The organism is Streptomyces sp. NPDC058872 (assembly GCF_042743065.1).
Lineage (GTDB): Bacteria > Actinomycetota > Actinomycetes > Streptomycetales > Streptomycetaceae > Streptomyces.
Genome location: NZ_JBHYMK010000015.1, coordinates 61,387 through 86,534, shown reverse-complemented (window position 1 = coordinate 86,534; position 25,148 = coordinate 61,387). Strand labels below are relative to the sequence as shown.

Sequence of the window (25,148 nt, the reverse complement as noted above, 5' to 3'; positions counted from 1 at the left end):
ATGCACGTCCTCGTGGTGCACAACCGCTACGCCTCGGCGCAGCCGAGCGGGGAGAACAACGTCGTCGACCAGGAGGTGGCGCTGCTGCGCGGAGCCGGCCACCGGGTCGGGGTGTTCGAACGGCGCAGCGACGACATCGCCGGCCTGTCCCTGCGGGGCAAGGCCGCGCTTCCGCTGCTGGTGCCGTGGAACCCGGCGGTCCGCGCGGAGCTCTCCGCCCGGCTCCGGGCCGAGCGACCGGACGTGGTGCACGTGCACAACGTCTTCCCGCTGCTGTCGCCGGCGGTACTGGCCGCCTGCGCCGACGCCGGTGTCCCGGCCGTCGCCACGCTGCACAACTACACCCAGGTCTGTCCGCCCGGCACCCTGCAGCGGGACGGCCGGCCGTGCACCGCGTGCGTCGGCTCCACGCCGCTGCCCGCGGTCCGGCACGGCTGCTACCGGAACTCCCGGTTGGCGACCGTACCGCTCGCGGTCAGCCTGTCGGTCAACCGGCGGCGCTGGTGGTCCGGGGTGGAGCGGTTCTTCTGCATCTCGGCGGCGCAGCGCGACGTCCTGGTGCGGGCGGGCATGCCGGCCGCGCGGCTGACGGTGAAGCACAACTTCGTTCCCGACCCGGGTGCTTCCCGGGCGGGCGCCGGCGAGCACCTGCTCTACCTCGGTCGGCTCGCGGAGGCCAAGGGCGTGCGGCTGCTCATGGCCGCGTGGGACGAGATCGCCGCCGACGGCGGTGTGGGCGTACCGCTCGTGATCGCCGGCGCGGGGCCGCTGGAGCGAGAGGTCGCCGCCTGGGCGGCGGACCGGAGCGACGTGCGCTTCGTGGGCCTGTACGACCCCGCGGAGTGCCGGCAGGCCCTCGCGCGGTCGGTCGCGGTGGTGGCTCCCTCCACGTGGCTGGAGCCGTTCGGCCTGGTGATCGTGGAGGCGATGGCGGCGGGCGTGCCTGCCGTCGCTGCCGGTCACGGTGCCTTCGTCGAGCTGGTAGAGGACGGGGTGACCGGACTGCTGCACCGACCGGGCGAGACCGCCTCGCTCGTGTCCTGCCTGCGTCGGATCGCCACCGAGCCGGTCCGCAACCAGGAGATGGGGCGAGCGGCCCGGCTCCGCTACGAGCAGGGCTTCAGCCCGACCGTCGGGTTGGAGCGCCTGGTGAATGGCTACCGCACCGCGATCGCGGGGCGGTCCGGCGACGGGGACGACCCGTCGTCGCTAGGGGAGGAACGCACTGGCTCGCGGCGGGGACACCCGCGCGAGCGGGATGGGGGCAGTAGATGACACGATGCCGACTCTGCGGCTCGGCGGCGCTGGCGAGCGTCGTCGACCTGGGAGCGACGCCGCCGTGCGAGAGCTTTCTCGCCGCGGAGCAACTGGACCAGCCGGAAGCGACCTACCCGCTGCACCTGCGGGTCTGCACCGACTGCTGGCTCGCGCAGATCCCTCCGTTGATCACGCCGGAGGAGACGTTCACGCAGTACGCGTACTTCTCCTCCTATTCGACCTCCTGGGTGGAGCACGCGCGCACCTTCGTCACCGGTGCCGCGCAGCGGCTGGGCCTCGACGGCGACTCCTTCGTGGTCGAGGTCGCCAGCAACGACGGGTACCTGCTGAAGCACGTCGTGGACCGCGGGATCCGCTGCCTGGGCATCGAGCCCTCGGTGAACGTCGGGGCGGCGGCGCGGGAGGCGGGCGTGTCCACCCTGACGGCCTTCCTGGACCCGGACACCGGCGCCGCCGTCCGCGCCGAGCACGGTCCGGCGGACCTGGTCGTGGCCAACAACGTGTACGCGCACATCCCCGACGTGGTCGGGTTCACCCGGGGGCTGCGCGCCCTGGTGGCCGACGACGGTTGGGTCTCGATCGAGGTGCAGCACCTGCTGACCCTGATCGAGGAGAACCAGTACGACACGATCTACCACGAGCACTTCCAGTACTACACGGTCGCGTCCGCGATCCGGGCCCTGGCCAGTGGTGGACTCGCCCTGGTGGGCGTCGAGTTGCTTCCCACGCACGGCGGATCCATCCGTTTGTGGGCCCGGCCGGTCGAGGTGGCGGGCAAGCCGTCCGGCACGGTGTCCGAAGTGCTGGACCGGGAGAAGGCCGCCGGCCTGCAGGAACTGTCCGGGTACACGGAGTTCTCCACCCGGGTGGCCACGGTCCGCCGTGACCTGCTGAAGTTCCTCGTCGAGGCGGCCGAACGCGGCGAGACCGTGGTCGGCTACGGCGCCCCGGGCAAGGGCAACACCCTGCTCAACCACTGCGGCATCCGCCCCGACCTGCTTCCGTACACGGTCGACCGGAACCCCTACAAGCACGGCAGGTTCACCCCGGGAACCCGCATCCCGATCCTGCCTCCCGAGCAGATAGCCGCCGACCGGCCGGACTACGTCCTCGTCCTCCCCTGGAACCTGCGGGACGAGCTGGTCGAGCAGCTCTCCTTCGTGCACTCCTGGGGCGGCCGACTGGTCTTCCCCATCCCGGAACTGAGCATTGTCGAGGTCAAGTCATGAAGGTCGTACTGTTCTGCGGCGGCTACGGACTGCGCATGCGCAACGGAACCTCCGACGACGTGCCGAAGCCGATGGCGATGGTCGGCCCGAGGCCCCTGATCTGGCACGTCATGCGCTACTACGCCTCCTTCGGGCACACGGAGTTCATCCTCTGCCTCGGGTACGGGGCCGACCACATCAAGAACTTCTTCCTCAACTACGAGGAGACCACGTCCAACGACTTCGTGCTGCGGGGCGGGCGGACCGAGCTGCTGTCCACCGACATCGCCTCCTGGACGATCACCTTCGTGCAGACCGGCATCGAGTCCCCGATCGGCGAGCGCCTGCGTCGGGTGCGCCACCACCTGGACGGCGACGAGATGTTCCTCGCCAACTACGCCGACGTGCTCACCGACGCCCCGCTGCCGGAGATGATCGACCGGTTCGCCCGGAGCGACGTCGGTGCGTCGATGATGGTGGTGCCGCCGCAGTCCTCCTTCCACTGCGTGGACCTGGGCGAGGACGGCCTGGTGGGAGGCATCACTCCGGTGAGCGAACTGCCGCTGTGGGAGAACGGCGGCTACTTCGTGCTCCGCCAGGAGGTCTTCGACCACATACCGGAGAACGGGGACCTGGTCGCCGACGGGTGCGCCGAACTGGCCAAGCGCGGGCGGTTGATGGCGTACCAGCACCGCGGCTTCTGGAAGCCCACCGACACCGTCAAGGAGCGGGCCGCGCTCGACGAGGCCTACGCCCGGGGCGACCGGCCGTGGGCCGTGTGGGAGCGGGACGGCGCGGGGACGGGTGCGACCGGCCGCAGGGACGCTGCCGGAGCGAGGGCGTGATCCGGCTGGGGGCCGGGTCCCTGAACCGGATCGCCGCGGTGGGCGCGCACTGCGACGACCTCGCGATCGGCGCCGGTGGCACGCTGCTGACGCTGTGCCTCGCCCGTCCCGGCCTCCGGGTGGACGCGCTGGTCCTCTCCGGTGGCGGCAGCGAGCGGGAGGAGGAGGAGCGGGCCGCGCTCGCCGCCTTCTGTCCGGGAGCCGAACTACACCTGACCGTACTGAAGTTGCCGGACGGCCGGCTCCCGGCGCACTGGGAGGAGGCCAAGGCGGCGGTCGAGGAGCTGCGCGGGCGGACCGATCCGGACCTCGTGCTGGCCCCGCGCACCGACGACGCGCACCAGGACCACCGCGGCCTGGCGCAGTTGGTGCCCACGGCGTTCCGCGACCACCTGGTGCTCGGCTACGAGATCGTCAAGTGGGACGGGGACCTCGGCCGTCCGACGGCGTACCAGCCGCTGTCACCGGAGATCGCCGAACGCAAGGTGCACCTGTTGCAGGAGCACTACCCCTCGCAACGGCACCGTCCTTGGTACGACCGGGAAGCCTTCCTCGGGTTGGCCCGGATCCGCGGCATCGAAAGCCAGACGCGCTACGCCGAGGCGTTCGCCGTCACCAAACTCACTCTCGACCTGGGGGAATGAACCTTGCGCGTACTGCTGACCGGACACCAGGGCTACTTGGGCACCGTGATGGCGCCCGTGTTGACGGCCGCCGGGCACGAGGTCGTCGGGCTGGACTCCGGCCTGTTCGCCGACTGCGTGCTGGGCCCGCTGCCCGGGGACCCGCCGGGGGTCGTGGCGCCCCCCGGCGGAACGGAGCCGGGGACGCGGGGCGGGGTGGACCTGCGCGACGTCACGGCCGAGCAGGTGGCCGGGGTGGACGCCGTGATCCACCTGGCCGCCCTCTCCAACGACCCGCTGGGAGCACTGGCCCCGGACCTCACCTACGACATCAACCACCACGCGTCCGTCCGCTTGGCGCGGCTGGCCCGGGACGCCGGGGTGCGGCGCTTCCTGTACGCGTCGACCTGCTCGGTCTACGGTGCCGCCGGCGGCGACGCACTGGTGGCCGAGGACGCCCCCCTGCGCCCGGTGACGCCGTACGCGGAGTCCAAGGTCCGGGTGGAGGACGACCTCCACGCGCTCGCCGACGACGACTTCAGCCCCGTGTACATGCGCAATGCCACCGCCTTCGGCTACTCGCCCCGGCTGCGGGCGGACATCGTGCTGAACAACCTGGTGGGCCACGCGCTCCTGTCCGGCGAGGTGCTGGTGCTCTCCGACGGCACCCCCTGGCGTCCGCTGGTGCACGCCGCCGACATCGCACGGGCCTTCACGGCCGCACTGGTCGCACCGCGGGAGTCGGTGCACGACCGGGCGTTCAACATCGGCAGCGAGGCCAACAACGTCACGGTCGCCGAGATCGCCGAGCAGGTCGCCGAGGCGGTGCCCGGTTCGCGGGTCGTGATCACCGGGGAGACCGGTGCCGATCCACGGTCGTACCGGGTGGACTTCTCCCGCTTCCGGGCCGCGGTACCGGGCTTCGACTGCGAGTGGACGGTGAAGCGGGGCGCCCTCGAACTCGCCGACGCCTACCGCAAGCACGGGCTGACCCGGGAGTCCTTCGAGCAGCGCTTCACCCGGCTCGCCGTGCTGCGCGCCGCGTCCGAGGCCGGTGCCGTCGACGACACCCTGCGGTGGCGCCGATGACCGTGGCGGGCGAGGAGATGCACGCTCTGGTGGAGCGCTTGTACCCGCTGTGCCGGAGCATCACCGGCGACGGAGTGCGCGCCACCCTGGAGATCATCGGCGAGTACGTGCCGCTGCAGGTGCACGAGGTGCCGACCGGCACCCAGGTGCTCGACTGGACGGTGCCGCAGGAGTGGAACATCCGGGACGCCTACGTCGCCGATGCCACCGGCCGGCGGGTCGTCGACTTCGCCGCGTCCAACCTGCACGTGCTCGGCTACAGCGTGCCGGTGGCGGCGACCGTGCCGCTGACCGAGCTGCGCGCACACCTGCACACCCTGCCGGACCGTCCGAGCTGGGTGCCGTACCGCACCAGCTACTACAAGCCCGACTGGGGGTTCTGCCTGTCCCAGGAGACCCTGGACTCCCTTCCGGACGGCGACTACGAGGTGCGGATCGACTCCACCCTCGCCGACGGCCACCTCACCTACGCCGAGCACGTGGTGCCCGGTCAGGTCGCCGACGAGGTGATCGTCTCCTGTCACGTCTGTCACCCGTCCCTGGCCAACGACAACCTGGCCGGCATCGCGGTGGCGACGTTCCTGGCCCGGGCACTGGCGGAGCAGACGCCCTGGTACACCTACCGGTTCCTGTTCGCCCCCGGGACCATCGGGGCGATCACCTGGCTGGCCCGCAACGCGGACCGGGTGGAGAAGGCGTCCCCCGGTCACGGGGGTTCCCCCGGGCCGGCGGAGCCGGGCGCCGGGGAGGGGCCGAGCACGGGAGGAAGGGTCCGGCACGGTCTGGTGCTGGCCTGTGCCGGCGACCGGGGCCGGCTGACGTACAAGCGGAGCAGGCGCGGTGACGCGGAGATCGACCGGGTGATGAGCCATGTGCTGAGCGCCTCGGAACGCCCGCACCACATCACCGGGTTCACCCCGTACGGCTATGACGAGCGGCAGTTCTGCTCGCCGGGGTTCGACCTCGGCGTGGGCTCGCTCAGCAGGACGCCGTACGCCGGCTACCCCGAGTACCACACGTCGGCCGACAACCCGGACTTCGTCTCTCCGGAGGCGATGGCCGACACGCTGGCCCTCTGCCGCGAGGCGTTCGCCGTACTGGACCGGAACCGGCGGTACGTCAACCTCAGCCCTTACGGCGAGCCTCAGCTGGGGCGACGCGGCCTGTACGAGTCGCTCGGCGGTCGGAGCGATGCGAAGCAGGCCCAGATGGCCATGCTCTGGGTGCTCAACCTCTCCGACGGCGAACACGACCTGCTGGACGTGGCCGAGCGGTCCGGGCTGCCGTTCGACGCCGTCGCCGCGGCGGCCGATGCCCTGCGGGGCGCCGGATTGATCAAGGCATGACGCCGATGACCACCGGAGGGGAGGAGACGACGGCACCGGCGCCCCCGGACGGCCGCGCCCGCCGGAGCGCCAAACGGGCCGTCGTCGGCCGGTTGTCCTGGGGGCTGGCCGACCAGGCGGCCTCCAGCATGACCAACTTCGCCGTGGGGATCTACGTCGCACGCTCGCTCGGGCTGGCCGCCTTCGGGGTGTTCAGCCTGGCGTGGGTCACCTACGGCGTGGTGCTCAGCGTCTCCCGCGGGGTGGCCACCGACCCGCTGGTGGTGCGCTTCAGCGGCGTGCCGGACGCCTCCTGGCGCGGGGCGGTGGCCCGTTCGTCGGGCACCGCCCTCGGGGCGGGCACCGCCATCGGCGCGGTGAGCCTGTTGGCCGGACTGGTTCTCGGTGGCCCGGTGGGGTCCGCGTTCGCCTGCCTCGGCGTCGTGCTGCCGGGACTGTTGTTGCAGGACGCCTGGCGCTACTCGTTCTTCGCGGCCGGTACGGGACGGAAAGCGTTCGTCAACGACCTCGTGTGGGGCGCCGCGCTGGTCCCGGCGATGGTGGTGGCGGCCCGCGTGGGCAGCGTGCCCGCCTTCGTCCTCGCCTGGGGTGCGTCGGCAGCGGTGGCCGCGGCGTACGGCTGCTTGCAGTCCGGGATCCGGCCCCGTCTGGGCGGTGCACGCGCATGGCTGCGCACGCACCGCGACCTCGGTTACCGGTACCTGGTGGAGAACGTCAGCACCAGCGGTGCGGGCCAGTTGCGGGCGTACGGACTCGGCGCGATCGTCGGGGTCGGCGCGGTGGGCGCGGTCCGGGGCGCCGAGCTCCTGCTCGGCCCGTTCCTCGCCGTGCTGATGGGGCTGTCGCTGGTCACCGTCGCGGAGGCCGCACGGGTGCTGCGGCAGGCCCCGCACCGACTGGGCCCGTTCTGCCTGTTGTTGGGCGGCGGGCAGGCCGTCGCCGCGCTGCTCTGGGGGGCGGCGCTGCTCCTGGTGCCGGACCGCGCCGGCGAGTTGGTGCTCGGCGATGTCTGGCAGTCCGCCTCCGAGCTCATCGTGCCGGCCACGCTCGGCGTCGCGGGCGCCGGCCTCGGAACCGGCGCGGCGGCCGGGTTGCGCGCGCTCGCCGCGGCCCGGCGCAGTCTGCGCAGCCAGCTGTTCGCCTCCGCCTGTTACGTCATCGGTGGGCTCGGCGGGGCGGCCGTGGCCGGCACGGTCGGCTCGGCCTGGGGCGTCGCCGCCGCGACCGTCAGCGGCTCGGCCGTGTGGTGGCTGCAACTGCGGTCCGCCCTGCGCGAGAACCACCGCAATCCCATCAGTGAAGTGAGGACGTCATGACCGCCCTGCCCCGGCTGAGCATCGGCCTGCCCGTGTACAACGGCGAGGAGTACCTCGCCGAGTCGTTGGACGCCCTGCTCGGCCAGACCTACGAGGACTTCGAGCTGGTCATCTCCGACAACGCCTCGACCGACGGGACCCAGGACATCTGTCGCCGGTACGCCGCACGGGACCGGCGCATCCGCTACCTCCGACTGCCCCGGAACATCGGTGCCGCGCCGAACCACAACCACGTGTTCGCCGAGTGCCGCGGTGAGCTGTTCAAGTGGGCCTCGCACGACGATCTGTACGCCAGGAACCTGCTGGAGCGCTGCGTGCAGGCGCTGGACGAACGGCCGGACGTGATCCTCGCGCACAGCGGCCAGGCGGTCATCGACGGCGACGGCCGGGTGAAGGTCCCCTACGAGTACGGGCTCGCCACCGACTCCCCGTACGCCCCGGAGCGCTTCCGCAGCCTGCTGTTCGAGCCCGGTGGGGACGACTTCTACGGGGTGATGCGGGCCGACGTGCTGCGCCGGGTGAAGCCCCACGACAGCTACCACCACGCGGACCGCACCTTCGTCGCCGAGATCACCCTGCACGGTCCCTTCCACCAGGTGCCGGAGCTGTTGTACTTCCGGCGCGACCACCCCACCCGTGCCGAGCGGGCGAACCCGAGCAAGCGCGCCCGGTGCGTCAACCTGGACCCGCGCCGGGCCGGGCCGCTGCACCCGACGCCCCGGCTGCTCGCCGAGTACGTCTGGGGCTTCGTCGCGGCGGTCCGGCGGGCGCCGCTGTCCGCGGCCGACCGGCGCGCGTGCTTCCGCCACCTGTCCGCCTGGATGACCAGTCGGGTCCGGCCGGGTGCCGGCGAGCGGGTCGAGGACCGCGCGCCGGTCGTCCCGGACCGGCTCGCCGTCTCCGTCGACGCCCTCGTCGCCGGCCGCGAGGGGAGGCAGGCGTGAAGCCCTCGGGCGGGTCACCGGTGCGGGTCGGGGTGTTCGGCCTGCTCGGCTCCGGCAACCTCGGCAACGACGGTTCCCTCGAAGCGGTGCTCGGGTACCTCCGGCGGGAGCACCCGGGAGCGGTCGTGGACGCCTTCTGCGGGGGGCCGGAGGTCGTCGGGGCCCGGTACGGGATCCCCGCGACGCGGCTGCACTGGTACCGCGGGGAGTACCGGACCGCGTCGCGTGCGGGCGCGGTCGTGTCGAAGGGCCTGGGCAAACTCGTGGACGCCGTCCGCACCGCCGCCTGGGTGCGCCGGCACGACGTGGTGATCGTGCCGGGCATGGGAGTCCTGGAGGCCACCCTGCCGCTGCGGCCGTGGGGCTTCCCGTACGCGCTGTTCCTGCTCTGCGCGAGCGGCCGGTTGGTCGGCACCAGGGTGGCGCTGGTCGGCGTCGGCGCCGCCCCGATCGGCAACCGGCCCACCCGGGCCCTGGTGCGCTGGTCGGCGCGGCTGGCCGCCTACCGGTCCTACCGGGACGCCCTGTCCCGGGACGCGATGCGGGCGATGGGCGTGGACACCGGACGCGACGGGGTCTACCCGGACCTCGCCTTCGGCCTGCCGGCGCCGCCGGCGGGGGCCCCCTCGGACCCACCGGGCCCGGTCTGCGTCGGCGTGATGGACTTCCACGGCGGCAACGACGACCGCGCCCGGTCCGAGGAGATCAACCGGCGCTACCTGGACGGGACGACCCGTTTCGTGCGCGCCCTGGTCGAGGACGGCAGGTCGGTCCGGCTGCTCATCGGCGACCGGGTCGACGAGCAGGTGGTCTCCGCGATCCTCGACGCGGTGGACTCACCGCTGGTCACCGCTGCGGGGGCGACCTCGCTGGCCGAGCTGATGAAGGAGGCCGCGGCGGCCGAGACCGTGGTGGCGACCCGGTACCACAACCTGGTCTGCGCGCTGAAGGTCGGCACGCCGACGCTCGCGCTCAGTTACGCGGCGAAGAGCGACGCGCTCATGGCCCGGATGGGACTGGAGGCGTACTGCCACCCGGCCCGCGAGGTCGACGCCGACCGGCTGCTCGAACGGTTCCGGGAGCTGGAGCAGCGGTCGGCGGAACTACGACGGACCCTCGCCGAGCGGAACCTGATCGCCACCCGGCAACTGGAGCAGCAGTTCACCGCCTTGACCTCGTCCCTGTTCCCGACGACCGACCACACCCCTGCCCACGCCCTGCGGGAGACTCCGTGAAAGCCATCGACGTCCCGGCGATCGCCGGCGCGTACCTGTTCGAACCGACGCCGCACACCGACGAACGCGGCTCCTTCTGCCGCACCTTCGACGCCGATGTGGTCCGCTCGGTGGGCCTCGACCCGAACGCCTTCGTCCAGGACAGCCTGTCCCGTTCGGTCCGGGGCGTGCTGCGCGGCCTCCACCTCCGTTCCGGCGCCGGCGAGGCCAAGCTGGTGCGGTGCTCGTACGGAAAGGTCTTCGACGTCGTCGTGGACCTGCGCCCGGACTCGCCGACCTACCGCAACCTGGCCTCCTTCGAGCTGTCCGGCGAGACGCAGGTGACCCTGTACGTCCCGGCCGGGTGCGCGCACGGCTTCCAGGCCCTGACCGAAACCGCCGACGTCTCGTACCGGATCGACCGCCCGCACGATCCGACCGAGGACGTGACGATCGCCTTCGACGACCCGGAGCTCGCCGTCCCGTGGCCGCTGCCGGTCACGGCGACGTCCCGGCGGGACCGGGAGGCTCCCGGCCTCGCCGAGGTCCTGCGGCAGAGGAAGGGCTGAGGTCACCATGGACGCCGAAGACACCACGGAGTTCCTGCTGCCCCGGTCGCGGGCGGCGAACGAGCGGCTGCACGCCCTGGTCCCGGGGGGCGCGCACACCTATGCCAAGGGCGACGACCAGTACCCCGAGGCCCTGGCACCGGTCATCAGCCACGGCCGCGGCGCCCACGTGTGGGACGTCGACGGCAACCGGTACGTCGAGTACGGCTCCGGTCTGCGGTCGGTCAGCCTCGGCCACGCCCACCCGCGCGTGACCGAGGCGGTGCGACGCGAACTCGACCGGGGCAGCAACTTCGTCCGGCCGTCCATCGTGGAGGTCGAGGCGGCGGAACGCTTCCTGGCCACGGTGCCGACCGCGGAGATGGTGAAGTTCGCGAAGAACGGCTCGGACGCCACCACCGCAGCGGTGCGACTCGCCCGCGCCGCCACCGGGCGTCCACGGGTCGCCCTCTGCGCCGACCACCCGTTCTTCTCCGTCGACGACTGGTTCATCGGCACCACGCCGATGTCCGCCGGCGTTCCGGCGGCGACCGACGAGCTCACCGTGACGTTCCCCTACGGGGACCTGGCCGCCACGGAGGAGTTGCTCTGCCGCCACCGGGACGAGATCGCCTGCCTGATCCTGGAACCCGCCACCCACACCGACCCACCGGCCGGTTACCTGGCCGGCCTGCGCGAACTGGCCGACCGGCACGGCTGCGTCCTGGTCTTCGACGAGATGATCACGGGCTTCCGTTGGTCCGAGGCGGGCGCCCAGGGCTTGTACGGCGTCGTCCCCGACCTCTCCACGTTCGGCAAGGCGCTGGGCAACGGGTTCGCCGTCTCCGCGCTGGCCGGGCGCCGGGAGCTGATGGAGCGGGGCGGGCTGCGCCACTCCGACGAGCGGGTGTTCCTGCTGTCGACCACGCACGGTGCGGAGACCCACTCGCTGGCAGCGGCGATGGCCGTGCTCACCACCTACGTCGAAGAGGGCGTCACCGCGCGGCTGCACGCCCTCGGCGAGCGGTTGGCCGCCGGCGTCCGCGAGGCGGCGGCCGGCATGGGCGTCGGCGACCACCTGGTCCTGCGGGGACGGGCCAGCAATCTGGTCTTCGCCACCCTCGACGAGAACCGGCAGCCGTCCCAGCAGTACCGCACGCTGTTCCTGCGCCGCCTGCTCGCGGGCGGGGTGCTGGCCCCTTCGTTCGTGGTGAGCAGCGCTCTCAGCGAGGCCGACGTGGACCACACCGTCGACGTGGTGGCCCAGGCCTGTGCGGTGTACCGGAAGGCACTCGACGCCTCCGACCCGACGCCCTGGATGGGCGGGCGACCCGTGAAGCCCGTGTTCCGCCGCTTGGCGTGACGGGGGGGACGGCGTCAACCGCGCTCCTGTCGAACGGAGGTGGACGCGCGGGCTGCCGCACGGTCGGCCGTGCGGTCGGCCGTGCGGTCGGCCGTGCGGTCGGCCGTGCGGTCGGCCGTGCGGTCGACCAGCCACGCGATCACCGGCACCACCGCCAGGGCGGTGCACCCGCCGCCGAGCACGTCGGTCGGGTAGTGCGCGCCGAGGAGGACCTGTGCCCAGCCCATGGCGGCGCCGGCGAGCAGCGCCGGGGCGAGCACGAGTGCCGTGCCGGCCGGCCTCCCGGGGCCGAGCCGGCCGGTCACGAGGAGGGCGGTCACCAGGGCGAGCGCGGTGAGGAAGGCGGTGTGGCCACTGGGGTAGGACAGGTGCTCGCCGTGGATGGTGCGTCCCACCAGGGGTTTCAGCAGCGTCGTGGTCGCCACGGCCGCGGCGGGTCCGGCCACGACGAGCGCTGCTGCCCGGGGACGCCGTAACGAGAGGCAGCCCGCCACCACGACCGCGACCAGCACCGCCGCCCCCAGGGGCTCCCCCGAGAAGTCCATGGCCCGGGCGGCGTAGCGCCAACGGGGCCCGGCGTCTTCGACCGCCGCCCAGATCCGTGCGTCGACCGTGGTGGGCCCGCTGTCCCCGGCGTACAGGATCCCGAGGGCGAGGACCACCAGCGCGGCGAGCACGGCGGTCCCCCCGAGCGCCGCGCGGAGCGACGGGGGGAGCACCGCGCGCGCCCGTCGGTCGGGCACGCCCCCGCCCCGTTCGGTGTGGGGTGGGTCGGCGACGGTGGGCGACGTGCCCTTCGCGTCCTGCTGTTGCCCGCTCGCCGCCACCGATTCCCCCGTCGTGTCCGGCACGGCCCTCCGGGACCGCCAGCACCCGTGGTCCCGAAGCCGCCTGCTGCCCGTCCGTACGGGCCGGGGCACCGGATGCCCCTGCCCTTCGACGAGCCTAGCCAACGGGTCCGGCGCGCCGCCGAGGATCCCGGAAGGCCGGTGCGTCCGCGCTCCGCACCTCCTGGGGCCGGACCGGCGCTCCGGGGCGGAGCGGCAGGGCGACGGCACCGTCGCGGCGGGGTGCCGCGACGGCCCTTCCCGGGGGCTTCGGCCCGGGGTCACCCGGTGCTTCCGCTCAGAACTGCTCGACGAAGTAGGGCTCCACGGTCATCGAACCGTTCCCCCGGGCTCCCCGACGGACCCCGTTGTCGGCACGGGCCAGCGTGTACCAGGAGTCGACGTAGTCGTCGTCGTCCGTCCACCAACTGTCGGGCATGGCGTCCAGGACGGCGCTCACCAACGGGATGTAGGCGCCCTGGTCGGTCACCGTCAGGAGGACCGCCGCGATCGCCTTCGCCAGATCGCGGTAGTTGGTGCCGTCGTCGTCCTCCATCATCACGGCGTCGGCCAGGTTGTACTTGTACAGCGACCAGTTCACCAGCACCTGGTTGGGGTGGTACGTGACGCCGTCGTCGTCGAGGTAGGGCATGTCGACCGGATCGACCCGCACCTTCCCGTCCTGGCCGAAGCCGGTGACGAGGGTGTAGATCTCGGCGTCGCCCTTGGTCCAGGGCTCCTCGTCGTCCGAGAGGCGGACCGAAGTGATGCGGGTGGTCCAGAAGCCCGAAGCAGCCGCGGCCGACGGCGCGGACGTGAGCGGAGACACGGTGGTCGGTGCCGATCCGGTTTCCGTCGCGGAGGTCAGTCCGTAGCGGCCGAGTTGTTCCTTGAGCACGTCGATCCCGGCGGACAGGGCCTTCGCACCGTCGATGTCGATGACGTAGACGGGTCGGCGGGGCGGCGTGCGGGCGTCGAGCAGGTGGACGGCGCCACGGCTGTCGTAGGCCCTGACGGTGCGGGCCTCGTCGTCGGAGGCGACCACGGCGACCCACGGAACGACGTCCTCGGTCAGTGCCGTGCGCATGGCGTCCGTGCCGAGCCGGAGCGTCAGCAGCGGGCCCACCTGCGCGTCGAGGCCCTTGGCCTCGACGATGCGGCGATCGGCTTCGGCCAGTCGGGGCTGCAGTCGCCGGTTGGCCGTGCCGGCGAGCTCGGTCACCGGGACCTCTCCCGAGGCGAGGACCGCGCGGCGCACGTGCGCCCGCCAGGTGGCGTCGGCGAGCGAACCGGCGAGGTCGCGTGCCGCCAGGTCTTCCGCCGCGGCCACTTCGGAGGCGTGGGTCGGGGTCGGGGCGGCGACTGCCGGGGCGCTGTTCACGACCTGACCGCCCGACAGGGTCAGGACTAACGCGAGGAGGGAGACGACGACGCCGCGGCGTCCTGGGGGGTGGTGTCTCACGCGACTCGGCCCTTCTGGGATGTTGGACACGGGACTTCGACGGGGTGGGATCGGGCGGTGCGCCCGCACCCCGTGGACACCGGGGCGCATGGGTGTCCGTGGCAAGCATCGCCCCGCAGGGGACCCCACACAAGACGAGTACATGACAAATCCTTGAAGTTCGACACCGCCTCCCACTCCTCGCCACCCGCACCCCGCCGCCGCCCTCGACGGGCGGAAGGGGCGCGGGTGGCGACCCGGCCGGCCCGGACACGGGGGCGCCCGGGAGGCCGCGACGGGGAACCGGAGGGCGAGGTCCGCCCGGGACCACGGCGCCGCATGACCGGGCGACATAAACAGATGTGCGATTGTCGGTCACGCGTGATAGTCACTACACCCACGGAATGCAGTGATCATCGGTCATCCCGTCCGAAACGCTGCAAGGGGTGGGGACATGGCGTTGCTCCGTGACTGGGGGCCTGCGCTGGAGAAGTGGACGACGAAGGTGGTCCCGCGCGTCGACAAGGACCAGGGGGATCCCGCGGCGAGGCGCGTCCGCGCAGCCGCGAAGGCCGCGGACTGGGCCACCGTGCGGGCCGAGCTCGAAGCGAGGCCCGAGAGCGAGGACCGCACGGGACTGCTGTGGGCCGTGGGCGATGTCGCCGGGGTGGAGCGGTGGATCGTCGAGGTCCTGGAGGCGGAGCCGGAATCTCCGCTCCCCCGCCTGGTCGCCGGGATCCGCTACCTCAGCTGGGGCTGGGAAGCGCGCACCAGCGCCTTCGCCAAGGACGTCTCCCGCGAACAGTTCGAGCTGTTCCACTCCCGGCTCGCCTCCGCGGAGAAGTGGCTGTACGAGGTGGCCGAGCGCGAGCCCGGCTGGATCTCGCCCTGGTACGCCCTGCAGGTCACCGGCCGGGGCCTCCAGGTCGAACCGGACGTCGCACGCCGCCGCTTCGAGGCGACCGTGCGCCGCGCCCCGCACCACCTGGGAGCGCACCAGCAACGGCTGCAGCACCTGTGCGCGAAGTGGAGCGGCTCGCACGAGCAGATGCACGCCTTCGCCCGCGAGTCCGCCTTCGGCGCGCCCGCCGGTACGCTGCTCGGCCAACTCGTCGCCACGGCGCATCTGGAGCACTGGCTCGCCCTCAACCCCGAAGAGGACTTCGGCTACATGCGGAGCCCGGCGGTGCGCGCCTCCCTGCGCGAGGCGGCCGACCACTCCCTTCGCCATCCGGACTTCGTCCGGGGCCCCGGCTGGATCCAGGTCTACAACACCTTCGCCATGGCCTTCTCACTGGCCGACGAGGACCGCTCCGCACAGGAGTGCTTCCGGGCGCTCGGGGGGCGGGTCACCGAGTTCCCCTGGTACTACCTCAACGGTGCCGATCCGGCAAAGGCCTTCCGACAGCTCCGCTCCTCCTCGGCCTGATCGGCCGATCGCGCCCACCCCCGTTCACACCCCGCCCGCGCCCTCCGGCGCGGGCGCGCCCCGAAGGACTGCGCCCGGTGTCCCCTTCCGAGACCTCACACACCTTCCAGGTCGACCTGCGCGGCCTGGTCGACCTGCTCTCCCACCACCTCTACTCCAGCCCCCGCGTGTACCTGCGCGAACTGCTGCAGAACGCCGTCGACGCCATCACCGCCCGACAGGCACTGGAGCCGGGCGCGGCCGGGACGATCACCGTGCGCACCGGGGAGACCCTCACCGTCACGGACACCGGCATCGGGTTGACCGAAGCCGACGTCCACCGGTTCCTCGCCACCATCGGGCGGAGCTCCAAGCGGACCGCCGGGGGCACCCTCGACGGTGCGGGACTCGACGCCGCACGCGGGGAGTTCATCGGCCAGTTCGGCATCGGCCTGCTCGCCTGTTTCGTCGTCGCCGACGAGATCACCGTGCTGAGCCGATCCGCAGCCGACCCCGCCGCGCCCACCGTCGAGTGGCGGGGTCACTCCGACGGCCGCTACACCATCCGTACCCTGCCCTCCGCCACGCTGCCCGAGCCGGGCACCACCGTGCGGCTCGTGCCACGCGTCGACAACGCCGAGTGGACCGAACCGGATCGGGTCATCGCCCTCGCCCGGCACTACGGCAGCCTCCTGCGGCACGAGGTCACCGTCGTCGACCCGCGCGGCGAGGACCACCGGGTCAACGAGGCGCCGCCGTGGGAACGGACCCACCGCTCCCCCCTGGCCCGGCGCGAGGCGCTCACCGCGCACTGCCGCGAGGTCTTCGACTTCACCCCGCTCGACGCCATCGAGCTGGACCTGCCGGCGGCGGGCCTCCGAGGGGTCGCCTACGTCCTGCCGACCGCGGTGAGCCCGGCCCAGCGCGCCGGACACCGCGTCCACCTCAAGGGCATGCTGCTCACCGATCAGGCCCCCGAACTGCTCCCCGAGTGGGCGTTCTTCGTGCGCTGCGTCGTCGACACCACGAGCCTGCGACCGACCGCCTCCCGGGAGTCGCTGTACGAGGACGGCACCCTGTCCGCCGTACGGGACGCCCTGGGCGACCGGATCCGGGACTGGCTGACCGGCCTCGCCGCCAGCGATCCGGCCCTGCTGCACCGCTTCATCGACACCCACCACCTCGCGGTCAAGGCGCTCGCCCGCTACGACGACGAACTGCTGCGCATCGTGCTGCCCTGGCTGCCGTTCGAGACGACCGACGGCAACGTCACCCTGGAGGAGTTCACACGGAACCACCCCGCGCTCCTCGTGACGCGCAGCGTCGAGGAGTTCCGCCAGGTCGCGCCGATCGCCTCGGCCGCCGGGCTGGGCGTCGTCAACGGCGGCTACACCTACGACCGCGACCTCGTTCACCGGCTGCCCGAAATCCGCCCGGGCACCTCCGTCACCGATCTCGATCCGAGCACCGTGACCGCCCACCTCGACGCCGTCGATCCGGGCGCCGAGCTGCGTGCTGCCGCGTTCCTGGCCGTCGCCCGCGAGACGATCGGGGCCCACGACTGTGACGTCGTGCTCCGGGACTTCCAGCCGGTCACCGCCCCCGCGCTGCTGCTCGACAACCGCGAGGCGCGTCACGAGCGCACCCGGTCGAACCTCGCGGCGGAGAGCGACGGGCTGTGGGCCGACATCCTCGGCTCCCTGCGCGACGAGACCCCGCGCGCCCAGCTCGTCCTCAACCACCTCAACCCCTTGGTCCGGCAGGCCCTCACCATCGGTGAACGCGGCCTCGCCGTCACCACCGCCGAGGCGCTCTACGGCCAGGCGCTGTTGCTCAGCAGGCGACCGCTGCGCGCGAGTGAGAGCGCCCTGCTCAACCGGGCCTTCATCGGCCTGCTGACCCACGCCATGCACCACCCCGGCACGGCGGCCCCCGGATCCGAGCCCCAGAAGGAACTGTAGATGCTGGACACCCCCGAGGCCGTGGTCGAGGCGCTCCGCGAGAACCACGAGCGCCCCCACGGTCTGGCACGCACCGTCACCGCCGAGGAACTCGTCGAGGCCGCGGAGGCCTTCGAGAAGTCCGACGTGCTCGTCACGGCCCTGCTCGAACTGATGACCTCGTACGAGTTCACCGGCGAGCACCGCAAGTCGCCGGTGGTCTTCGCCCGTCTGCTGAAGCTGTGGGACGACTCCCCCGACTCCTTCAGCCCGTGGGAGGCCCACCAGGTCTTCTGGCGCTTCAAGTGGGTGACGACCTCCCTGCTGCAGGTGCCGGACATTCCGTTGGCGACCGTGCGGGGCTGGATCGACCGGATGCGGTCCCGCTACGAGGAGGCGGGCCACGGTCCGCAGCCCGTCGCCGCCATGTCCTACCACCTCGCGCACCACACCGGAGCGGGCGTCGCCGACGCCTACGACCTCTGGGCGACCCGGCCCCGCACGGAGCTCAGCGACTGCGAGGCCTGCGAGACCCGGCACCACGCCCGGCACCAGGTGAACGGCGGCCATGACGCGGCGGCCCTGGACGCGTGGCGGCCGGTCCTCGAAGGGAACCAGCACTGCAGCGAGGAACCCCAGATGAGCCAGGCCTTCGCCCTGCTCCCGCTGCTGCGCTCCGGCCGCACGGACGAGGCCCGTTCCCACCACCTCGCCGGCTACCGCAAGGTGCGGGGGAACCCGGGCATGCAGGACGAGGTGGGCCTGCACCTGGAGTTCTGCGCGCTCTCCCGCAACGAGGGCCGGGGCCTGGAAATCCTCGCAGAGAACCGTTCCCTCTTCGAGGCGACCGGCGCTCCGCTCTCCCACCTCGGCTTCCTCGTCGGCGTCGAAGTGCTCCTCGCCCACCTCGTCGAGAACGGCCACGGGGAGACCCCGGTGGCAGGACCGGCCGGTCGCCCGTGGACGGCCGACGCGCTCCTCGCCCACGTCCGCTCCGAGGCCGACCCGCTCGCCGCCGCCTTCGACGCGCGCAACGGCACGGACGCCGTCGGCGGGGACCGCAGGGCACGGCTCGCGCGGCGCCCCCTGCTCGACGAGCCGTTGCCCCTCGGTCTGCGCGCCTCCACCGCGACGCGCACCGTCGCATCGGCATCGGCGTTCACGTCCTCGTCCTCGACGACTGCCGCCCGGATCGAAGTGCCCGAGGACTTCGCCGCACTCGTGCGGGAAGCCCGCCGGATGGCGCTGAGCGGCCACCCCGGCGACGCCCGGCTCTGGACCCGGATCGCCGAGCGCCTCGCCGACGGCACCGCTCCGCACGACGGGGCCTCCGGCCCCGAGGACCTCCTCCGGGCCGAGCTCGCCGAGCACCGCGCACAACAGTTCTCCTTGGACGACCGCCATGCGGAGAGCACCGCCGAGGCCACTGCGGCCGTCGAACTCTACGAGCGGCTCCAGATGCCCTGGCACGCGCTCTCGGGCAGGGCCCGCACCCTCGCCTGGACCTTGCTCCCGCGCGGCGCGGAGAGCGAGCGGCCGGACCGGGCCGCGGTCCGGGCAGGGCTGGACGAGGCCCTGCTGGCAGCGGAGAAGCTGCAGGCCGAGGTCCCCTTCGAGGGCGCTGCCCTCGGGGACGGGGAAGCGGCCCTCGGGGACGACCTGCACGCCGAGCGCACCCTGGCGTACCTCTCCGTCCTCTACTCCGACGCCTTCGCGACCTACCGGGACGTGATCGGCGCGCTGAGCACGGACGGGCAGGGGACCGAGGAGGCGGGCGCGCCGTCGGCGACCGACCAGGGCTCCGGAGCGGCGGACGTCGAGCGGCTCACGGAGCGGTTCGAGGCGAGTGCCGGACGGCTGCACACCGAGGCGGAGCGCCTCGGGTTCCCGCACCACATCGCCAACGCCCGGCAGTTCCGCGCGGACCTGGCGGGTCGTCTCGGCGACGTGGCCGGCGCCGAGCGGGAGCTCCGTGCGGCCCTCCGGGACGTCGAGGCTGCCGAACGGCCCTGGCGCCGGCCGCGTCCGAGCGCGTTCCTCGCACAGATCCTGCTGTCCAAGGGGGAAACCGAGGAGGCCGCGGAACTGCTCCACGGCGCCATCGCCGATGCCGTCGCGCACGACGACGCCTCCTTCGCGCTCGCCCCGACGTACCTCCTCCTCGGCCATGCCTCCGTGCACCTCGGGGACCCGGGCGGCGCGGTCCGCCACCTCTCCGAGGCGGCGGCGCGGTTCGACCAGGACGGGGAAGCCGCCGAGGCGACGGACGCGCGGCTCCAGTTGGCCGACGTGCTCGCCCGCTCCGGGCAACAGGCCGATGCCGTCGCCGTCCTGGAGTCCGTCCTCGCCGATGGGGCCCTGCCGGACGTGGACCAGCGGATGCTGGCCCAGGCCCGTCTGACCCTCGGACGCGGCCTGCGCGAACTGGAGGAGTATCTTCCGGCCGCGGAGCAGTTGCTGCGCCTCGCGGACACCGTGGCGAGCTGGCCGGAGGAGGACCGCGCGGTCCTCACCCTGGTGGCGGCGGAGGCGGCGACCACCCTGGCCATGGCCGACCGCTGGGACGCGGCGGAGACCGCGTACGAGCGGGCCGTCGCCTCCCACGCCCAGTCGCCGAACACGGGGATCATCGCCCTGATGATGCGCGAGTTCGCACGGCTCACCCTCGCCACGCGGGGGGCCGACGGGGTCGACGCGGCCCTGGACCACCTGGCCCGCGCCGAGGCGGCCCTGGCCGCCCCGCCGGAGGACGGGGACGACTTCACGGCCTGGTACGAGCGCGGCGAGATCCACTACCGGCGCGCCCTCGTCCTGGCGGAAGCCGGTCGTTTCGACGAGGCCATGGTCCAGGCGGAGGCGGCGATCTCCGCGCACGAAGAGGGCGGCGAGCACGGCGAGGTTCCGCGTGCCGAGGCCGTCCGCATCGCAGCGCTGATCGAGTGCAACGGCCTGGAGCGACGGCAGGAGGCCGTCGTCCGGCTGAACGGGGCAGCGGCCCGTTGCCGCACGGCGGGTCTCGAGGAGGCGGCCCGCATCCTCGACGCGCTGCGGCAGGAGTTCCTCTCGCGCTGACGCCCGGAGGGGACGACGTCCCGAGACGGGCCGTCCGGCACGCCGTCCCCTCCGCTTCCTCCCGGCCACCCGCCCTCCGCTTCGGGAGCCGTGCACCGACGGCGGCGGGACGGGACGGCCGGAGCGGACGCACGGACGGGCGGCCGGTGGTGCGCCGCGGTCGCGCGGTGTCACCGGGTGGGCGGGAGGCGGGCGGCGAGCACCGCGATGTCGTCGTCGGCGGAGGTCGGCACCAGGTGGGTGAGGAGGGCGTCGCACAGCCGGTCCAGGGAGGAACTGGGCTGCCCGAGGAGATCGACGAGCTCGGTGAGCCGGTCGTCGATGTCGCTGCCCCGGGCTTCGACGAGCCCGTCGGTGTACAGCAGCAGGGTGCTGCCCGGTTCGAAGGTGGACTCGGTCGTGGTGAAGGGCGCGCCGCCGACGCCGAGCGGCAGACCGGCGGGTAGGTCGAGGAGGCGGGCGGTGCCGTCGGGTTCCACCAGCGCCGGGGGCGGGTGGCCGGCCCGGGTGATGCGGCAGTGGCCGCTCGCGGGATCGAGGACGGCATAGCAGAAGGTGGCGAGCATGGGCTCGGCCAAGTCGTCCAGCGCGGACTCCAACTGGTGGAGGAGGGCCTCGGGTTCGAGGTCCAGGCGGGCCAGGGCTCGCACGCTCGCGGACAGGCGTCCCATGACGGCCGCGGCAGCGGTGCCGTGTCCCATGACGTCGCCGATGGCGAGGCCGGCCTTGCCGTCGGCGAGGCGGATGACGTCGTACCAGTCGCCGCCGACTTCGTTGACGTCGCTGGCGGGCAGGTAGCGGTGCACGACCTCCAAGCCGGGCGGCGGGGTGATGTGTTGGGGCAGCATGCTGCGCTGCAGGATCAGGGCGGTGTCGTGTTCGCGGTGGTACAGGCGCGCGTTGTCCACGCAGATCGCGGCGCGCGCGGCGAGTTCGCCGGCCAGCGCGAGGTCGTCCTCGGTGAACGGGCCGAGCGGCCGGCTGCGGTAGAAGCTGGCCAGGCCCAGAACGACGCCGCGGGCCAGCAACGGCACCATCATGAAGGAGTGCACCCCCAGGCCCAGGAGCGTGGCGGGGGCCGTGGAGTGGCGGGCGGCGGGCGCGATGGCTTGCGCGTCGAGGCGGGCGACGAGGAAGGGCCGCCGATCGGCCAGGGCCTGGGAGTAGGGGGCGGCGGCGGGGAAGGCGAGCGTACGGCCGAGGGGGGCCAGGACCTCGGTGACGGCGGAGCCGGTCAGCGGCGCCTTGCCCAGGCGGCGCAGGGCGTTGCCGCCGATCAGCCCCGGGCCGGGCTCGCCGCTGGCGGCGAGGCTGTCCAGGACGTCGACGGTGACGGCGTCGGCCAGATCGGGCACGGCCGCATCGGCGAGTTCCTGGGCGGTGCGCTCCAGGTCCAGGCTCGTACCGATCTTGAACGTGGCCTCGTTGATCAGGGCGAGACGACGCCGGCCGGTTTCGGCCTCGAGTTCGGCCTGTTGCTGCGCGGTGATGTCGATCAGGGTGGCGGTCAGGCCGATCGGCCGGTCGTCCGGGTCCTCCAGGCGCACGTACGAGCACGACCAGACGTGGTCGTGGTCGGGGTCGGCGGGGGTGCGGCCGATGCGGCGGAAGTCCAGGACCGGTTCGCCGTGTTCCAGCACCCGCCGCATCGCGGCCTCCATGTCCGCGGCGTTCACACCGGGCAGGACCTCGACCAGGCGGCGGCCGATGTGCGCGGCCTCGGACAGGCCGTTCATGGCCTCCAGCGCCGGGTTGACGCGCAGGAACCGCAGCTGGGTGTCCAGGACTCCGATGCCGACGGGTGATCGGGCGAACAGTCCGTCCCACACGGCGGAGGAACCGCGGATCGCCCGGGCCTCGTGGGCGTCGGCGGCGAAGACCAGCACCGTGGTGCCGCCACGGGTCCGTGCGGGGACCGGTGTCGCCCAGATCTCCAGTTCGAGGGGCCGCCCGTCGTGGTGCCAGGCGGTCACGGTGCCCATGACGCCACGGCCGGTGACCGCGCGCTCCCACAGCGAGCGGCCCAGGCTGCGGTCCGCCCCGGGGTGCAGCAGCTCCGCGATGTGCCGCCCGACCACGTCGCGGGAGGCGTAGCCGAGCAGTTCCTCCGCGGTGCGGTCCCAGCGAACGATCATTCCGGCGCTGTCGGTGGCCACGGCGGCCACGGACAGCGCACCGAGCCAGCCGCCCGCATCCCGTGCGGCGCCGCTGGTCACTTCGGCCGCCGTCTCGTCCATCACCACGCTCACCGTCGCACCGGTTCTGCTTCCAGTATCGGCACACCCGCCCGGCGACGCCTGCGCACTCCGCCGGTTCCGGGCGCCGCGCAGTGATCCGTTCCGGTCGTTCGGGGTCCCGCACGTGCCGGATCGTGGAGGGCCGCCGCCGGGAACGCCGTGTGGTGGTCGCCCGGGCTGCTTCCCGGGGCGTCTTCCGGGGGCGTCTTCCGAGGGCTCGTCGGACCCGCTCGCCGCATTGTCGGGCGGTGGCGGCTGCCGCGGTCACCGGAGGGGCCGGAGCAGCAGCAGGGCGATGTCGTCGTGGTTCCGGGCGGGGTGTTCGGCGTGGCGGAGGAGGCTCTGGGCGAGGCGGTCGAGGTCGTGGACCCGGGTTCGTGCGAGGTGGCGGACGAAGGAACGGGTGGTGTCGTCGATGTCCTTGCCGGGCACTTCCACGAGCCCGTCGGTGTACAGGACGAGTACGGCGCCGGGCGGAAGGGGGATTTCGACGGTCTGGTAGTCGGCGTCGGGATCGATGCCCAGCAGAAGTCCGGGGGGCGGGCTCAGGACTTCGGTGCGTCCGTCGGGGTGGCGGAGCAGGGGCGGGGGGTGTCCGGCGGTGGCGAGGCGGGCGCGGTGACGGGCGAGGTCGAGTTGGACGATCAGGCAGCTGGTGAAGAGCCCGGTGTCGAGGTCGGTGAGGAGGCGATTGGTGCGGGCGAGGAGGTTTCCGGGGGAGGTGCCGGCGGTGGCGTGGGCGTGGACGACGGTGCGGACCTGTCCCATCAGGGCTGCGGCGGCGGTGTTGTGGCCTTGGACGTCTCCGATCGCCGCCGTGGTGGCGGTGGGGATGTGGATGAGGTCGTAGAAGTCACCGCCGATGTCCATGCCGTGGCCGGCGGACCGGTAGCAGGCGGCGGCGTCCAGGCCTGCGATGCGGGGCAGTGCCGGGGGAAGCAAGCTGGTCTGGAGGGTGCGGGCGACGGTGTGCTGGGCGTCGTAGAGGCGGGCGCGGTCCAGGGCTTGGGCGATCAGTCCGGCGAGGGAGGTGAGGAGGGCGCGTTCGGCCGGGGGGAAGGAGTGGGGCCGGTCGTAGGAGAGGGAGAGGGATCCGATGCGGCGGCCGGAGGCGGTCAGGGGGAGGAAGGCCCAGGAACTCCTGTCGTCGTAGCGGGGTGCGCCGGGGTAGGCGCGCTGGAAGTCGGCGGAGTCGGAGAAGAAGACGGGGGCGCCGATCTCCCGTGCTTGCGCCGTCGGGGTGCGGGCGGCCAAGGGCGTGCCGTCGAAACGGTTGATGAGCTCGGCACTGTGGCCGCGGTGGCCGATGACGTGCAGACGGCCCTCCTCGGCGACCACGAGGGCCAGGCCCTGGGGGCCGAAGGCGGGCACGATGTGGTCGGCGACGACCTCGGCCACGTCGTGGACGGTGGCGGCTTCGGCGAGGGCAGCCGCCAGGTGCGTGAGGTGGTACAGCCCCAGAACACCGACTGCTTCCTCGGCCGGCGGATCCTCCACGGTGTCCGTCTGCTGTGATGCGGACGTGATCTGGATGCTGACGCCGCTGCCATCGGGATGGAGCCGGAAGAGCAGGGGTCCGTCCGGAGGGCGCGTTGCGGTGAAGGAGGTCGGTCGACGGGTGATCACTGCGGCTCGATAGCCTTCTTCGACGGCTGGCACGTGCAGCCACGGCAGTGCTTCCCACAGCAGACGGCCCGTGAGCGAGGCGACATCGCTGCCCAGCAGATCGGCACCCGCGGAGTTGATGAAGGTGAGCCGGCCTTCCAGGTCCAGCGCACAGCAGCCCGTGGGCAGGCGTTCGGCGAAGCCGAGCGCGGCCACGGCCCGGGCGGGGTCGGCATCCTCGAACGGTGCCGGAAGGTAACGGGGCTCCTCGGGGGGCAGCAGTGGATCGCCCCGGTCGGCGGCCTGCGCCAGGACGAGTGCCGTTCGCCGGCAGTACGCGCTGACGGCCGCACGCCGGTACGGGGTCGGATGCGGAGTGGATCCGACCGGCCACAGCAGGGCGATGCCTCCCCGCACCGGGGTACCGCTGACGAAGGGGCACGCGGCGAGCGCGAAGTCGTACGGCAGGACGAGGCCCAGCTGCGGGTAGCGACGGGCCACCTCCTCTCGGCTGTCCAGCCAGATCGGACGCCGTTGGCGCATGGCGTCCGTGACCGGCGTCGCCGCATCCAACGAAGCGCGGTACCACGGCGCGGCGATCTGCCGGGACACTCCGGAGAGCAGCGCCAGCCACAGCCGCCGGTCCTCGGGCTGCAGCAGGTAGAGCAGGCCGACCGGAGCTCCGGTCTCGTGCATCACGTCGGCCATGAGGGCTTCCAGCCGTTCCGCACCGGGGCCGGTTCCCGGGCCTGAAGGGGACGGTCGCACGGCCGCTACCCTGCCCTCGGTACGACCGCAGCGAGCGGGTGGGCCAGACCGGGGCGACCGTCCGCCGCCCTCGCGC

The 25,148-nt window shown here is 73.0% G+C and carries 18 protein-coding genes; 14 read left to right on the top strand and 4 right to left on the bottom strand.

Annotated features, from left to right (window positions below; genetic code table 11):
- From ACFW22_RS12350 to ACFW22_RS12300, 11 genes are read left to right on the top strand one after another with little or no spacing between them, the layout of a single operon-like run.
- Nucleotides 1-1,275: a glycosyltransferase gene (locus tag ACFW22_RS12350; protein WP_386402213.1), complete on the top strand. Its 1,275-nt coding sequence runs from the start codon at nt 1-3 to the stop codon at nt 1,273-1,275.
- Nucleotides 1,272-2,507: a methyltransferase domain-containing protein gene (locus ACFW22_RS12345; RefSeq protein WP_386402047.1), complete on the top strand. Its 1,236-nt coding sequence runs from the start codon at nt 1,272-1,274 to the stop codon at nt 2,505-2,507. Before ACFW22_RS12350 ends, ACFW22_RS12345 begins: the two co-directional genes overlap by 4 nt.
- The gene (locus ACFW22_RS12340; RefSeq protein ID WP_386402045.1) at nt 2,504-3,331 is read left to right on the top strand and encodes a glucose-1-phosphate cytidylyltransferase; all 828 of its coding nucleotides are present in this window, start codon (nt 2,504-2,506) and stop codon (nt 3,329-3,331) included. Before ACFW22_RS12345 ends, ACFW22_RS12340 begins: the two co-directional genes overlap by 4 nt.
- The gene (locus ACFW22_RS12335; protein WP_386402043.1) at nt 3,328-3,975 is read left to right on the top strand and encodes a PIG-L deacetylase family protein; all 648 of its coding nucleotides are present in this window, start codon (nt 3,328-3,330) and stop codon (nt 3,973-3,975) included. The genes ACFW22_RS12340 and ACFW22_RS12335 overlap by 4 nt, the downstream gene beginning before the upstream one ends.
- Nucleotides 3,976-3,978: 3 nt before the next feature.
- Nucleotides 3,979-5,043, top strand: coding sequence for an NAD-dependent epimerase/dehydratase family protein (locus tag ACFW22_RS12330; protein WP_386402041.1), 1,065 nt, complete (start codon nt 3,979-3,981; stop codon nt 5,041-5,043).
- Nucleotides 5,031-6,389 (top strand): DUF4910 domain-containing protein, encoded by a 1,359-nt coding sequence (locus ACFW22_RS12325; RefSeq protein ID WP_386402039.1) that lies wholly within the window; start codon nt 5,031-5,033, stop codon nt 6,387-6,389. Before ACFW22_RS12330 ends, ACFW22_RS12325 begins: the two co-directional genes overlap by 13 nt.
- Before the next feature lie 5 nt (nt 6,390-6,394).
- On the top strand, nt 6,395-7,705 hold the full coding sequence (locus ACFW22_RS12320; protein WP_386402210.1) for a hypothetical protein: 1,311 nt from the start codon (nt 6,395-6,397) through the stop codon (nt 7,703-7,705).
- A complete protein-coding gene (locus ACFW22_RS12315; protein WP_386402037.1) occupies nt 7,702-8,649 on the top strand; it encodes a glycosyltransferase family 2 protein in 948 nt (315 codons plus the stop codon). Before ACFW22_RS12320 ends, ACFW22_RS12315 begins: the two co-directional genes overlap by 4 nt.
- Nucleotides 8,646-9,884 carry a polysaccharide pyruvyl transferase family protein gene (locus ACFW22_RS12310; protein ID WP_386402036.1) on the top strand — a complete coding sequence of 413 codons (1,239 nt, stop codon included), beginning with the start codon at nt 8,646-8,648 and terminating at the stop codon, nt 9,882-9,884. Before ACFW22_RS12315 ends, ACFW22_RS12310 begins: the two co-directional genes overlap by 4 nt.
- Nucleotides 9,881-10,432: a dTDP-4-dehydrorhamnose 3,5-epimerase family protein gene (locus ACFW22_RS12305; RefSeq protein WP_386402035.1), complete on the top strand. Its 552-nt coding sequence runs from the start codon at nt 9,881-9,883 to the stop codon at nt 10,430-10,432. The genes ACFW22_RS12310 and ACFW22_RS12305 overlap by 4 nt, the downstream gene beginning before the upstream one ends.
- 7 nt (nt 10,433-10,439) lie before the next feature.
- Nucleotides 10,440-11,774, top strand: coding sequence for a glutamate-1-semialdehyde 2,1-aminomutase (locus tag ACFW22_RS12300; RefSeq protein WP_386402034.1), 1,335 nt, complete (start codon nt 10,440-10,442; stop codon nt 11,772-11,774).
- A 14-nt stretch (nt 11,775-11,788) separates the two neighbouring features.
- Here the strand turns inward: ACFW22_RS12300 and ACFW22_RS12295 are convergent, their stop codons facing one another.
- Both ACFW22_RS12295 and ACFW22_RS12290 read right to left on the bottom strand, forming a co-directional pair.
- Complete coding sequence (locus ACFW22_RS12295; protein ID WP_386402206.1) at nt 11,789-12,517, bottom strand: phosphatase PAP2 family protein; 729 nt, start codon at nt 12,515-12,517, stop codon at nt 11,789-11,791.
- Between the two features lie 382 nt (nt 12,518-12,899).
- Nucleotides 12,900-13,982 carry a DUF3103 family protein gene (locus tag ACFW22_RS12290; protein WP_386402033.1) on the bottom strand — a complete coding sequence of 361 codons (1,083 nt, stop codon included), beginning with the start codon at nt 13,980-13,982 and terminating at the stop codon, nt 12,900-12,902.
- 514 nt (nt 13,983-14,496) lie between these two features.
- Here ACFW22_RS12290 and ACFW22_RS12285 point away from each other — a divergent pair.
- From ACFW22_RS12285 to ACFW22_RS12275, 3 genes are all read left to right on the top strand, one after another.
- Nucleotides 14,497-15,471, top strand: coding sequence for a hypothetical protein (locus tag ACFW22_RS12285; RefSeq protein WP_386402031.1), 975 nt, complete (start codon nt 14,497-14,499; stop codon nt 15,469-15,471).
- A gap of 77 nt (nt 15,472-15,548) precedes the next feature.
- On the top strand, nt 15,549-17,411 hold the full coding sequence (locus tag ACFW22_RS12280) for an HSP90 family protein (RefSeq protein WP_386402029.1): 1,863 nt from the start codon (nt 15,549-15,551) through the stop codon (nt 17,409-17,411).
- Nucleotides 17,412-20,462, top strand: a complete 3,051-nt coding sequence (locus tag ACFW22_RS12275; protein ID WP_386402027.1) for a hypothetical protein — start codon at nt 17,412-17,414, stop codon at nt 20,460-20,462.
- A gap of 170 nt (nt 20,463-20,632) precedes the next feature.
- Here ACFW22_RS12275 and ACFW22_RS12270 read toward each other — a convergent pair whose 3' ends face one another.
- Together ACFW22_RS12270 and ACFW22_RS12265 are read right to left on the bottom strand one after the other, a co-directional pair.
- A complete protein-coding gene (locus ACFW22_RS12270) occupies nt 20,633-22,711 on the bottom strand; it encodes a SpoIIE family protein phosphatase (RefSeq protein ID WP_386402025.1) in 2,079 nt (692 codons plus the stop codon).
- Between the two features lie 252 nt (nt 22,712-22,963).
- On the bottom strand, nt 22,964-25,012 hold the full coding sequence (locus ACFW22_RS12265; protein WP_386402023.1) for a SpoIIE family protein phosphatase: 2,049 nt from the start codon (nt 25,010-25,012) through the stop codon (nt 22,964-22,966).
- Nucleotides 25,013-25,148: the final 136 nt, after the last annotated feature.